Annotated in this window: 12 protein-coding genes and 1 tRNA gene; 9 read left to right on the forward strand and 4 right to left on the reverse strand. The window is 66.8% G+C overall.

The window, feature by feature from the left end; all coding sequences use genetic code 11:
- The first annotated feature begins 124 nt into the window (after window positions 1-124).
- Both E1263_RS39425 and E1263_RS39430 read left to right on the forward strand, forming a co-directional pair.
- Complete coding sequence (locus E1263_RS39425) at window positions 125-478, forward strand: VOC family protein (protein ID WP_132177070.1); 354 nt, start codon at window positions 125-127, stop codon at window positions 476-478.
- Between the two features lie 225 nt (window positions 479-703).
- Complete coding sequence (locus E1263_RS39430; RefSeq protein ID WP_202869275.1) at window positions 704-1198, forward strand: HIT family protein; 495 nt, start codon at window positions 704-706, stop codon at window positions 1196-1198.
- A gap of 50 nt (window positions 1199-1248) precedes the next feature.
- On the opposite strand, the gene E1263_RS43025 is transcribed toward E1263_RS39430, so the two are convergent.
- Window positions 1249-1320: transfer RNA gene (locus tag E1263_RS43025), tRNA-Gln, on the reverse strand.
- Between the two features lie 122 nt (window positions 1321-1442).
- Here E1263_RS43025 and E1263_RS39435 point away from each other — a divergent pair.
- The 6 genes from E1263_RS39435 (at window position 1443) to E1263_RS39460 (ending at window position 8524) form a co-directional block, all read left to right on the forward strand.
- Entirely contained in the window at window positions 1443-2441 is a 999-nt protein-coding gene (locus E1263_RS39435; RefSeq protein WP_202869276.1) for an acyl-CoA desaturase, read from the forward strand.
- Window positions 2442-2499: 58 nt separating this feature from the next.
- Window positions 2500-3141, forward strand: a complete 642-nt coding sequence (locus E1263_RS39440; RefSeq protein ID WP_238161985.1) for a TetR/AcrR family transcriptional regulator — start codon at window positions 2500-2502, stop codon at window positions 3139-3141.
- A 177-nt stretch (window positions 3142-3318) separates the two neighbouring features.
- Window positions 3319-4503 (forward strand): sensor histidine kinase, encoded by a 1185-nt coding sequence (locus E1263_RS39445; protein WP_132177074.1) that lies wholly within the window; start codon window positions 3319-3321, stop codon window positions 4501-4503.
- On the forward strand, window positions 4500-5174 hold the full coding sequence (locus E1263_RS39450) for a response regulator transcription factor (RefSeq protein WP_132177076.1): 675 nt from the start codon (window positions 4500-4502) through the stop codon (window positions 5172-5174). The genes E1263_RS39445 and E1263_RS39450 overlap by 4 nt, the downstream gene beginning before the upstream one ends.
- 160 nt (window positions 5175-5334) lie before the next feature.
- A complete protein-coding gene (locus tag E1263_RS39455) occupies window positions 5335-6063 on the forward strand; it encodes an ABC transporter ATP-binding protein (protein WP_202869277.1) in 729 nt (242 codons plus the stop codon).
- A 1-nt stretch (window position 6064) separates the two neighbouring features.
- Window positions 6065-8524: an ABC transporter permease gene (locus tag E1263_RS39460; RefSeq protein WP_132177080.1), complete on the forward strand. Its 2460-nt coding sequence runs from the start codon at window positions 6065-6067 to the stop codon at window positions 8522-8524.
- 53 nt (window positions 8525-8577) lie between these two features.
- Here E1263_RS39460 and E1263_RS39465 read toward each other — a convergent pair whose 3' ends face one another.
- Entirely contained in the window at window positions 8578-8925 is a 348-nt protein-coding gene (locus E1263_RS39465; protein WP_132177082.1) for a VOC family protein, read from the reverse strand.
- Window positions 8922-9704 (reverse strand): methyltransferase domain-containing protein, encoded by a 783-nt coding sequence (locus E1263_RS39470; RefSeq protein WP_132177084.1) that lies wholly within the window; start codon window positions 9702-9704, stop codon window positions 8922-8924. Before E1263_RS39470 ends, E1263_RS39465 begins: the two co-directional genes overlap by 4 nt.
- Before the next feature lie 98 nt (window positions 9705-9802).
- Between E1263_RS39470 and E1263_RS39475 the strand changes: the two genes are divergently transcribed.
- The gene (locus tag E1263_RS39475; RefSeq protein ID WP_132177086.1) at window positions 9803-10300 is read left to right on the forward strand and encodes a MarR family winged helix-turn-helix transcriptional regulator; all 498 of its coding nucleotides are present in this window, start codon (window positions 9803-9805) and stop codon (window positions 10298-10300) included.
- 426 nt (window positions 10301-10726) lie between these two features.
- Here E1263_RS39475 and E1263_RS39480 read toward each other — a convergent pair.
- Window positions 10727-12420 (reverse strand): ABC-F family ATP-binding cassette domain-containing protein (locus E1263_RS39480; RefSeq protein ID WP_132177088.1); only part of this gene is annotated, 1694 nt, incomplete at its 5' end.

Raw genomic sequence — 12420 nt, forward strand, 5'->3', positions numbered from 1 at the left:
CTCAAAAACCTCACTCCACTGCGACCGCCCCTCCCCCACAACCCGCCGATAAACATCCCGAGCCTCAACCTCGTAATACCGCATTTCCCCAGCGTAGGCGCGATTCCTATGGCAGTCTTGCGAAATGAATGGAACCCGGCTCGAGCACGTCCGCGCCAACGTCGCCGATCTCCAGGCCGCCGTCCATTGGTACACAACGGTTCTGGGCTTCGAGGTGGAGGCCTACTGGCCGCCGGAGTCCCCGAACTACGCCCACTTCAGCACGCACTCCGGCGCCACCTTCGCGGTAATGGAAGCCGAGGGCCGAGGCGGCCGCTTCAACTTCACCGTCGACGACCCCGACACCCTCTGGGCCACCCTCAAAGACCAGGCCACCGTCGTCGAGCCCCTCTTCGACACCCCGTACGGCACCCGCAAGTTCACCATCGCCGACCCCGACGGCAACGAACTCGGCTTCGTCCGCAACAGCAGACCATGAACCTCCGCATCACGGCCGCCGAACCCCTGTACGACGCCCGACTGGCAACGGCACGTTCTCCCTTGCGCACCTAGCCTTTGTGGACACTTTTGTGCGCGGAGCGACATGAAGTTTCCACTCAGCAGCATCACGCCTGACCCAACACCGCACACGCCTCACACTCGGTGCAACGGGCTGGATCTGCTGCCAGCCCGCGACCAGGTTGCCAGCTAGCGGAGGAATGCTGTGTTCAATCATGAGCCGCAGGGTTACGAGTGTCCGCTCTGCTTGGTGGTGGGCGGGGGCGAGGACGACCTGACCAGCCAGCAGGACGTGGTCTTGCGGACCGCGCGGGCGACCGCGTTCGTCGCGTCGCGGTGGTGGCCGAATAACGTCGGCCACGTGCTCGTCGTACCGAATGCGCACCACGAGAACCTGTACGACCTACCCGCGGCGGATGGGCATGCCGTCCACGACGCGGTGCGTGAGATCGCCATCGCCATCCGTACGACGTATGGGTGCGAGGGGGTCTCGACCCGGCAGCACAACGAGCCGGCTGGTTACCAGGACGCGTGGCATCACCACGTGCACGTCTTCCCGCGCTACCCCGGCGACAACCTCTACAACACCCGCCACCTCACAACCCGCCACCCGCGCCGAACGCGAGCCCTACGCCCAGCGCCTCCGCACGTACTTCGCCGCTCAAGAGCGTTAGCAGAAGCGTTAGCAAGCCCGGCCTGACATGACAGAACCCCCAAGCCAGAAGCTCTCTGACCTGGGGGTTCTTCGCGCTCCCCCACCAGGTTTCGATCCTGGTCTTCGAGATTCAAAGTCTCGCGGGCTGCCGATTACCCCACGGGGGATCGTGGTTGCCCGGACAGTCTGCCATGGGCGGGGTCAGCCATCAGCTGAGGGGTTCCTTACCTACGGGGCCGTAGGTTACGGTTGCGTAGGTAAGCCGTCCTTCGATCGAGGGGTAATGCTGATGACTCCACCTGCCGTTGCCGCGCCGGAGGCGCCGGGTCGTACGACGACCGACGGGCTCGACATCGACACGGGGACGCTCGGGGGTGAGCAGAAGCACGTCTGGGAGCAGGTCGCGCTGGCGCTGTTCATCGGGATCCCGTTCCTGGCGGTGCTGGCGGCAGTTCCGCTTGCTTGGGGCGGATTCCTGGGCTGGCGGGACATCGTGCTCGCGGTGGTGTTCTACACGCTCTCGGGGCACGGGATCTCGATCGGGTTCCACCGGTTGTTCACGCACAAGTCGTTCAAGCCGAATCGGCCGCTGAAGTACGCGCTGGCGATCGCGGGTTCGCTCGCCATTGAGGGGCCGGTGGTTCGGTGGGTGGCCGATCATCGCAAGCACCACAAGTTCTCCGACCGCGACGGCGACCCGCACAGCCCGTGGAAGTACGGGAACACGATCGGTGCGCTGACCAAGGGCTTCTTCCACGCGCACGTGGGCTGGTTGTTCGATACCGAGCAGACGCCGCAGCGGCAGTACGCGCCGGATCTGCTGAAGGACAAGGACATCGTCCGGGTCTCGCGGATGTTCCCGTTCCTGGTGATCGTGTCGCTGCTGCTGCCGGCTGTGATCGGTGGGCTGTGGTCCTGGTCGTGGGAGGGCGCGCTGACCGCGTTCTTCTGGGCCAGCCTGGTCCGGATCGCGCTGCTGCACCACGTGACCTGGTCGATCAACTCGATCTGTCACACGATCGGCGACCGGCCGTTCAAGAGCCGGGACAAGTCGGGCAACGTGTGGTGGCTGGCGATCCTGAGCCAGGGCGAGTCGTGGCACAACCTGCACCACTCGGATCCGACCTGCGCGCGGCACGGTGTGCTCAAAGGACAGCTCGACACCTCGGCCCGGACGATCTGGGTCTTCGAGAAGGCGGGCTGGGTGAGCGACGTCCGCTGGCCGGTCAAGGAACGCCTGGAAGCACGCCGGCAGGACGAGTCCCGCCGTACTCTGAAAGCGGTCTGACCGTAAAACTCCCGCAAGCAACACCCGGAATGCGGCATGATGCAGACGTGATCTCGACGTGACGGAACCCAAGCCGCGACGGACCGGCCGAGTCCGGATGACCAGTGCCGACCGTCGCGAGCAGCTGATCACCGTCGCCCGGGGCCTGTTCGCCCAGAAGGGCTACGAGGCGACGTCGGTGGAGGAGATCGCCGCCCGGTCCGAGGTCTCCAAGCCGGTTGTGTACGAACACTTCGGCGGCAAAGAGGGCCTGTACGCCGTCGTCGTGGACCGCGAGGTGCGCGCACTGCTCGACGGTGTCACCCAGTCACTGACCGCGGGCCGCGCGCACGAACTCGTCGAGCAGGCCGCGCTGGCGCTCCTCGACTACATCGAGCACAACTCCGACGGTTTCCGGATCCTGGTCAGGGATTCGCCGGTCGGGTCGGCGACGGGCTCGTTCGTCTCGATCCTGAGCGACGTCGGGACCAGGGTCGAGCACATCCTCGCGGAGAACTTCAAGCGCCGCGGCCTGGACCCGAAGAACGCGCCGATGTACGCCCAGATGCTGGTCGGCATGGTCGCGCTCACCGGTCAGTGGTGGCTCGACGCCCGCCGCCCCCGCAAGCAGGACGTGGCCGCCCACCTGGTCAACCTCGCCTGGAACGGCCTCTCGGGTCTGGAGCTGAAGCCGGTCCTCTCGACCCGCCCGCACAAGTAGCGGACCGCCCCCACTCACCAAACTCGGGAAATCGGCCTCGGTGCGCCCGGGCTGAGCGTGCGCCAATCCCGTCCCGCGGAGTTGGTGAGTGTCTGGAGTCCGCCGACCCCAGTCGTACGACGACATCCGCCCGTGGCATGACTCGCAACCCACCTCGGCCGCCGTACGCTGGCTCGCATGACGGGGTTACTGACCGCGCGGCCGCTGCCTGCCCGGAGCAAAGCGTTCGATCTGATGTTCGCGGGCGCCCTGTTCGTGTCGGCAGGCTTCCTCGGCCTGGCCTACGCGCAACTGGGCGGCGTGGTCGGGTTGGCGATGGTCTTCCCGCTGATCTGGCGCCGCACCCACCCTGAGGCCGTCTTCTTCGCCGTCTCCGCGCTCGCCGTCCTGCAGTGGCTCGCCAACGTGCAACTGCAACCGGGCAATATCGGCCTCCTGGTCGCCCTCTACGCAATCTCCGTGTACGGCGACATCCGCTTCAGCCGGATCGCGCTCGGCATCGGCGGTCTCGGCGTACTGATGGCCACCTCGCGCTACTACGCGAGCTCCGACTGGCGCGAGCAACTGACGATCATGGTCGCGCTCGGTGCCCTTGTCTTCGGCGTCTGGGCGATCGGTGAACGCCGCCGCACCAGAGGCCTGTACGTCGCTCAACTCGAGGAACGCGCTGTCCAGGCGGAACGCACCCGCGATCGCGAATCCAAACTCGCTGTCTCGGCCGAGCGCACCCGGATCGCCCGCGAGATCCACGACGTGGTCGCGCACGGTCTGTCGATCATGATCGTCCAGGCCGACGGCGGTCTGTACGCAGCCGATCAGTCCCCCGAAGCCGCCAAGAAGGCTCTGGCCACGATCGGCGACACCGGTCGCGCGAGCCTCACCGAGATGCGCAAGATGCTCGGCCTGCTCAAGGCCGACGAACAGAACGAGCTGGACCCGAACCAGCCGCGTCCTCAGCCGGGCGTCTCCAGCCTCCCCGAGTTGATCGAGAACGTCCGCGAGGCCGGCCTGTCGGTCGACTACCAGGTCACCGGCACGCCCCGCGATCTCCCCGCGCTGCTCGGACTGACGGCGTACCGGATCGTTCAGGAGGGCCTGACCAACACGCTGAAACACGCCGGGCCCGGCGCGCAGACCTCGGTCAGCCTGGACTTCGGGCGCGACCTGCTGACCGTGGTGGTCACCGACGACGGCCGCGGTGGTGGGGTCGCTCCGAGCTCGGAACCCGGTCACGGCCTGGTGGGGATGCTGCAACGGGCATCGGTCTCGGGCGGTACGGTGAACGCGGGGCCGAAGGCGGGTGGCGGTTACGAGGTGATCGCCAAGCTCCCGTACAACCTGCCCAACGGAGGAGTGGCGTGACCGAGTCTGAAGATGTGATCCGGGTGTTCCTGGTGGACGACCAGGAGCTGGTCCGGGCCGGCTTCACGATGCTCGTGGACTCCCAGCCGGACATGCGGGTGGTCGGGCAGGCCGGTGACGGCGGCGAGGCGGTCGAGAAGATCTCGGTGACGGCGTGCGACGTCGTCCTGATGGACGTCCGGATGCCGCGCCTGGACGGCGTTCAGGCGACTGCCCAGCTGCAGTCGTTGCCGCAGGCACCGAAGGTGATCGTGCTGACCACCTTCGACCTCGACGAGTACGCGTTCGCCGCGATCAAGGCCGGCGCGGCCGGCTTCCTGCTCAAGAACACTCCGCCGGCCGATCTGCTGTCCGCGATCCGTCAGGTGCACTCCGGCGACGCCGTCGTCTCCCCCAGTACGACGCGACGCCTGCTGGAGCATTTCGCCGGGGCGCTGCCCGACCAGGGTGTCGAGCGACCGGATCTCGACAATCTGACCGCCCGTGAACGCGAGGTGCTGCTCGAGGTCGCGCGCGGTCTGTCGAACACCGAGATCGCCACGCTGTTCACGTTGTCCGAGGCAACGGTCAAGACCCACATCGGCCGCATCCTGGCCAAGACCGGCCTGCGCGACCGGGTCGCCCTCGTCGTTCTCGGGTACGAGACGGGACTCGTGCGCGCCGCCAAGTAATACCCAGGTACTACGCGGAATACGGTCCGTGGGACGACGTACCGGAGTACGGATTTCACTACCTTGAGTACATGGCAGGGCGGGCCTGTCGATGGAATCAGGGAGTGACATGAGTTTGCAGACCGGTGAGCTTGCGGCAGGGCGACTGCCGCAGGACGGGATGCCCCGTACGGCGATCCGCGCCCACGAACTGCGCAAGGTGTACGGCCAGGGCGACACGGCCGTGGCAGCGCTGGACGGTGTGTCGGTCGACTTCGCGGTCGGCAACTTCACCGCGATCATGGGCCCTTCCGGCTCGGGCAAGTCCACGCTGATGCACTGCCTGGCCGGTCTGGACACGCCGACCGGCGGGCAGGTGCTGCTCGGCGAGACGGAGCTGACCCAGCTCCCGGACTCGGAGCTGACCAAGATCCGCCGGGACCGGATCGGTTTCGTCTTCCAGTCCTTCAACCTGCTGCCGATGCTGTCCGCGAAGGACAACATCCTGCTCCCGCTCGAGCTCGGTAGCCGCAAGCCCGACCAGGAGTGGCTGGCGACACTGGTCGACGTACTGGGCCTGAAGGACCGTCTCACGCACCGCCCGTCGGAGCTTTCCGGCGGTCAGCAGCAGCGCGTCGCCGTGGCCCGCGCCCTGGTCGGGCGGCCGGAGGTCGTCTTCGCTGACGAGCCGACCGGAAACCTGGACTCGCGCTCCGGCGCCGAGGTCCTCGGCTTCCTGCGCCGCAGTGTCCGCGAGTTCGGGCAGACCGTGGTGATGGTGACCCACGATCCGCTGGCCGCGTCGTACGCCGACCGCGTCGTGATGCTTGCCGACGGCAAGCTTGCCGGCGAGCTGTACGACCCGAAGCCGGAGACTGTTCTCGACGCGCTGCGCCAGCTGGGGGCCTGACGTGCGCCGTTCGCTGCTCTCTTCGTTGCGTGCCCACATGGGCCGCCTGGTCGCCGCATGTCTGGCGATCGTGCTGGGGGTCGGTTTCGGCGCCCTGGCGATGACCGCACACAGCTCTGCCTCGCACGGCATCGACGAGACGATCGGTGCGCAGTACAAGGGTGTTGACGCCTACGCGTACCCCAACCGCGCCGAGCTCAAGCCCACCGACGTCGCGAAGGCCAAGGCCCTTCCCGAGGTCGCGGAGGTTGTTCCGAAGACAACCGCCTACATGGAGGTGGCCTTCCCGGGTGTCATCCGGCCGGACTCGATCCCGATCGACGCCCTGCAGAACACCACCAAGATCGCCGTACCGAGTCTGGCGGGCGGGAAGCTGCCGACCGCGAACGACGAGATCGCGCTGCCGAACAAGCTCGCGGCCAAGTACAAGGTCGTTGTCGGCCAGTCGCTGCGGATCACGTCGTACGACAAGAAGTCCTTCACCGTGAAGGTCGTCGGCCTGATCGACGACAAGAGCGCCTTCGGTCAGGGCGCTGCGGTCGCGACACTGGCTGCGGTGAAGCTGTTCGAGCCGGGCGGGTACATCCAGGCGCTGGCCGTGGCCGGCAAGGACGGGATGAGCCAGCAGGCGGTGGCTGATGCTGTCCAGAAGACGCTCTCGGCCGATATCGAGGTGTACACCGGCAAGGCGTGGATCGAGCACGAGATCAAGAACTACACCAACGGGATCGACGTCCTGGGCGGCGTGTTCGGCATGTTCGCCGTCATCGCGCTCTTCGTCGCCTGCCTGGTGATCAGCAATACCTTCACGATCGTGATCGCCCAGCGGACCCGCGAGATGGCGCTGCTGCGCTGCGTCGGCGCCTCCAAGCGCCAGGTGTTCTCCTCGGTGCTCGCCGAGGCGACCGTGGTCGGTGTGATCGCCTCCGCGATCGGTGTGGTCTTCGGGATCGCGCTGTCGGCGCTGGCGCTCGCTCTGTCGCGTGAGTTCGACTGGGGCATCCCGCCGGTGTCGCTGCACCTCGATCTGTCGTCGATCTTCCTGCCGCTGCTGCTCGGAACCGTCGCCACCATCGTGGCAGCCGTCGTACCGGCTCGCCGGGCGACCAAGGTTGCCCCGCTGGCCGCGCTTCGGCCTGAGTCCGCACCGGCCGCCGCATCCAAGCGTGGCGTGCTTCGGCTCATCTTCGGCTTCATGCTGCTCGGCGGCGGCGGCGCACTGCTCGCGTACGGCGCCGGTCAGCAGAACGTGCCTGTCGGCGTCGGCGGTGGCGTGATCTCGTTCCTCGGCATGCTCGCGGTCGGGACTCTGCTCGTACCGGCCCTGATCAAGGTTCTCGGCGCGCTGCCGGCCAGGACCGGCGTACCGGCGCGGATCGCCGTGGCCAACGCAGTCCGGAACCCGAAGCGGACGGCGGCCACCACCGCGGCCCTGCTCATCGGCGTGACGCTGATCAGCATGACCTGTGTCGGGATCGCCTCGGTCCGCAAGACGTTCGACGTGTCGATGGACGGTCAGTACCCGGTCGACCTGACGGTTGCCACCTACAACGAAAAACTGCCGGCCGGTGCGGAGCAGCAACTCAAGGCGATCAAGGGCATCACTGCGGTGGTCCCGATCAAGACGGTCACCATCAAGACCAAGGGCGAGGAGTACCAGGTCACCGGGATCGACCAGGCCACGGCCGGCTCGGTCATCCACAACCCGGGACTGGCCGACAGCCTCAAGCCCGGTACGGCGCTGGTCGACTACGGCACGCTGCACCGGCTGGGCCTGAAGGAGGGCGCTAAGGTCACGATCGTCTCCGGGAAGAACTCGCTCCCGGTGACGCTCAAGATCGGGCTCGGCCTGGAGCCGTTCAACCTGACTGCGACCGACCTGGCCAAGCTGGCGCCGAACGCGCCGACCACCGGGTACTGGCTGGCCTCGGACCCGAAGGCTGACGGCGCCGAAGTCATCGACTCGGTGAGCCAGTCGCTGCCGTCGGTGAAGGAGCTGTCAGTGAGCGGCGGTCTGGCCAAGCGGACGGCGTACACGAAGATCTTCGATGTCCTGCTGGCCGTCGGGATCGGTCTGCTCGGAGTCTCGGTCCTGATCGCTCTGGTCGGCGTCGGGAACACGCTGAGCCTGTCGGTGCTGGAGCGCACCCGGGAGAACGCGTTGCTGCGGGCAATGGGTCTGACCCGGCGTCAGCTGCGCAGCATGCTCGCGATCGAATCGTTGCTGATGGCACTAGTTGCCGCCGGCCTCGGAATCGCGCTCGGGCTGATCTACGGCTGGGCGGGAACGAGCGCACTGATGGGTGGTCAGACGAAGGACGGCAGCGTCGAGTACGCCGTACCGGTCGGGTTGCTGGTCACGATCGCGGCGATCGCTGCCGTGGCCGGGCTGCTCGCCTCGGTCCTGCCTGCTCGCCGGGCCGCGAAGGTCGCACCGGCGGGGGCGTTGGCCACCGAGTAACACCTAGCTAGCGGCTCGCCCGGCTTGAGGGGGCTGGGCGAGCCGCTGTACTACTAGACGATTTCGATCCGATTCCCGTGGCCGTCGGCGGTGTGAAACCGTCTTCGGCCCGGGATCGTTTCGTTGTCCCAGGCAACGGAATAGCCTTTCGCTGCCAGCTGCGCGGCCAGGCCGTCAAGGTCGGCAACGGCCAGCGCGGGATGAGCCTTCTTGGCTGGGTGGAAGTCCTGCTCGACGCCGACATGGATCTCGGCGTCGCCCAGGCGGAACCAGCAACCACCGCGGGGTTTGAGCAGTTCGGGCTTCTCCAGCTCGATCATCCCGAGCGCGTCGCAGTAGAACGCTCGGGCGACATCCTCGCCGCCGGGAGGGCAGGAGACCTGCACGTGGTCGAGTCTCATAGCTTCCTCGCTACCGCGAAGATCCGGCGGAACGGCAGCAGCGTGCCGTAGTCGCGTTGCGGATAGGCCTCGGCCAGCCGAGCGCCGTACTCGGCCTCGAAGTCTTTGCGCAGCTCGTCCGGCAGCGACTGCAGCACCGGCCGCGCGCCGGTCCCCTTCACCCACTCCAGTACGGCGTTATCGCCTTGCAGCAGGTGGAAGTACGTCGTCTCCCACGCATCCACGGCACAACCCTCAGCGCTCAGTACGTCGACATAGTCGGCCGGACCAGGCACGTCGGGGCGCAACGAACGCTCGCGCGCGAACTCGGCGTACGGGTCCTTGGCAGCGAGCTCACGGAGGATCGCGTGCGAGGGTGCGTTGCCGTTGCCGGGGATCTGGATCGCGAGCCAGCCGCCGGGGCGAAGTGCCTTGACGAAGCCGGGCAGCAGATCGAGGTGGTCGGGGATCCATTGCAGGGTCGCGTTCGTGACGATCACGTCGAGGCTGCCCTCAGGCGCAGACCACTCCCGTACGTCGGCCAAGCCGAAGCTGAGGTGGTCATCGGCGTACTGAGCGGCTGCCTCGATCATCTGCGGGGAGCTGTCGAGTCCGACGATCGTTGCCGTCGGCCACGCTTCCCGCAGCGTCGCGGTGAGCGCGCCCGGGCCACAGCCGAGGTCGACAACGGTCTTGACGTTGTCGGCGTGGATGCGGCCGACCAGGTCGGCGAACGGGCGACCGCGCTCGTCGGCGTACGTGCCGTACTGCTCGGGGCTCCAGACGGGGGACGTGCGCATGCTGCACCTCAGCTTTCAGGATTTATCTTGACGTCGAGATACTTTAGCGCGCCCGGGTCTCTTGATGTCAAGACTCTTGATGGCGTACGCTCACGAGCATGGAAGACGAGGTCGACCGGCTGCTCGAAGCCTGGCGCCGGGAGCGTCCGGACCTCGACGTGACCCCGATGGAGGTCCTGTCGCGGGTCAGCCGGCTCGCGCGGCACCTGGATCGGGCTCGCAGCCAAGCCTTCGAGACCCACGGACTCGAGTCGTGGGAGTTCGACGTACTGGCGGCGTTGCGGCGGGCCGGATCGCCGTACCAACTGTCTCCCGGCAAGCTCCTGAAGGAGACCCTGGTGACGTCGGGGACGATGACGAACCGGGTCGACCGGCTCACCGCTCGCGGCCTGGTCGAGCGACTCCCCGATCCGGGCGACCGGCGCGGCGTACTGGTCCAGCTGACCGACGCCGGCCGGGACGCGGTAGATGCGGCCATGGCCGATTTGCTGACCCACGAGCGGCAACTGCTCGCAGCGATCAGCGGGCGGGATCAGGCCCGGATCGCACACCTGCTGCGCGAACTCGTGCGGCCGTTCGACCTGGAAAAGCACTGACTTTTTTGTATACACATTTCGCAGAATTCTGCTGCAATTCTGCGAAACCGCAGACCGTCACTTCGCATCTCCCGAATCGTTGCTAGTTGCAACGAGATCGAGAGACTGCTGTAGCGGACCACTATCGACACTGAGTGACCGAAACCACTAGGGTCCTTACTGTCGGTGGTGAATCGACTACGAAACGTCAATACATACGGTGACTTCGGCGGCTAGAGGTGGTTCGCCGAAAGCGATCGTGTGGTGTCCGGGGCTCGGGGCTCGGACAACGCCGATCGGCACGGGGCCCGCTCACCCAAAGGTGTCGTGCCCTCCGAATCACAGGGGATCGGAGGGCGCGGCGCCTTAACTTTCGCCCGCTGCATTTGATCAGATCTACGGCCATTCAGGCCAACCGGAATACGCGGCGGATATTACTGCGGAGTTTTATTCCGCGCGTTCCGCCGCATCGAACCAGGCCGTTTCCAGCTCACCGCGTTCGTCGCCGAGCTTGCGGAGTTCGGCGTCCAGCTCGGCGAGCTTCCCGTAGTTGCTCGCGTTCGCCGCGATCTGGTCGTGCAGCTTCGCCTCGGACTGGGCGATCTTCGAGATCTGCCGCTCGATCCGGTTCAGGTCCTTCTTCGCCGCCCGCACCGCGGCCGCGTCGACCACCGGCCCCGGTTCGGCCGGCGCGATGCTCTCGTCGGGTTTCGCGTCCGGCGCCGTACGGCGAACGTTCCCGCCCGCGTCGAGATCTTCGATGTACTGGTCGACCCCGCGCGGCAGATGCCGGACCCGGCCGTCGCCCATGATCGCGTAGACCATGTCGCTGACCCGCTCCAGGAAGTACCGGTCGTGGGTGACCGTGACGACGACGCCCGGCCAGCTGTCGAGGAAGTCCTCCAGCACAGTCAGCGTCTCGACGTCCAGGTCGTTGGTCGGCTCATCGAGAATCAGCACGTTCGGCTCGTCCAGCAGGATCCGCAGCAACTGCAGCCGCCGCCGCTCACCGCCGGACAGATCCGAGATCCGCGTCGTCAGCCGGTCGCCGCTGAACCCGAACCGCTCCAGCAACTGCGAGCTCGTCATCTCGCCACCGTGGCCGGCCAGCGCCGCCGTGTTCTTGATGGCGCTGATGTGATCGAGGACCGTCACCGACCCGTCGATCTCCTCGAGATGCTGCGACAGGTTGGCCACCCGGACCGTCTTGCCCTGCTTCACCAGACCGTGGTCCGGCGGCAGCAGCCCGGTCAGCACCTTCAGGAACGTCGTCTTGCCGGCACCGTTCGGCCCGAGCAGGCCGATCCGGTCGGCCGGGCCGAGCCGGAAGGTGACGTGGTCGAGCATGACGCGATCGCCGAACTTCAGGCTCACGTCCTCCGCGTCGAACACGTCCTTGCCCAGCCGCGCCGTCGCCAGCTTCGACAACGCCAGCTTGTCCCGCGGCTCCGGCTCGTTCGCGATCAACTCGTTCGCGGCATCGATCCGGAACTTCGGCTTACTCGTCCGCGCCGGCGCCCCGCGCCGCAACCACGCCAGCTCCTTCTTCAGGAGGTTCTGCCGCTTGACCTCAGTGACCTGAGAGCTCCGCGTCCGCTCCGCCTTAGCCAGCACATAAGCGGCGTACCCGCCCTCGTACGACGAGATGTTGCCGCCCTGCACCTCCCACGTATTGGTGCACACCGCGTCCAGGAACCACCGGTCGTGTGTCACCACGACGAGCGCTCCGGCCCGGTCCACCACATGCTGAGCCAGCCAGTTCACCGCCTCGATGTCCAGGTGGTTCGTCGGCTCGTCCAGCACCAGCAGATCGACCTCGGTCATCAGCAACTTCGCCAACGACGTCCGCCGCCGCTCCCCACCGCTCAACGTGCCCACCTTGGCCTCAAGGTCGACCTCGCCCAGCAAGTGCTTCATCACCGACCGTGCCCGCGGATCAGCCGCCCACGTATAGGTCTCCACATCCCCCAGCACCGCATGGAGAACGCTCAGCTCCGGATCCAACTCATCCGTCTGCCCCAAGAACCCCAGCCGCAGATCCCGGTTGTGCGTGATCCGCCCACTGTCCGGCTCCTCACGCCGAGCCAGCACCTGCAACAACGTCGACTTCCCGTCCCCGTTGCGCCCCACCACACCAATCC

The sequence above is a fragment of the Kribbella antibiotica genome (assembly GCF_004349055.1).
Taxonomy (GTDB): Bacteria; Actinomycetota; Actinomycetes; order Propionibacteriales; family Kribbellaceae; genus Kribbella; species Kribbella antibiotica.

What these genes read in the sequence shown, in the direction of transcription:
- E1263_RS39425 (WP_132177070.1), top strand. Translation starts at nt 125, where the DNA reads ATGAATGGAACCCGGCTCGAGCACGTCCGCGCCAACGTCGCCGATCTC.
- E1263_RS39465 (WP_132177082.1), bottom strand. Translation starts at nt 8,925, where the DNA reads ATGAGACTCGACCACGTGCAGGTCTCCTGCCCTCCCGGCGGCGAGGAT.
- E1263_RS39455 (WP_202869277.1), top strand. Translation starts at nt 5,335, where the DNA reads ATGCCCCGTACGGCGATCCGCGCCCACGAACTGCGCAAGGTGTACGGC.
- E1263_RS39435 (WP_202869276.1), top strand. Translation starts at nt 1,443, where the DNA reads ATGACTCCACCTGCCGTTGCCGCGCCGGAGGCGCCGGGTCGTACGACG.
- E1263_RS39445 (WP_132177074.1), top strand. Translation starts at nt 3,319, where the DNA reads ATGACGGGGTTACTGACCGCGCGGCCGCTGCCTGCCCGGAGCAAAGCG.
- E1263_RS39470 (WP_132177084.1), bottom strand. Translation starts at nt 9,704, where the DNA reads ATGCGCACGTCCCCCGTCTGGAGCCCCGAGCAGTACGGCACGTACGCC.
- E1263_RS39475 (WP_132177086.1), top strand. Translation starts at nt 9,803, where the DNA reads ATGGAAGACGAGGTCGACCGGCTGCTCGAAGCCTGGCGCCGGGAGCGT.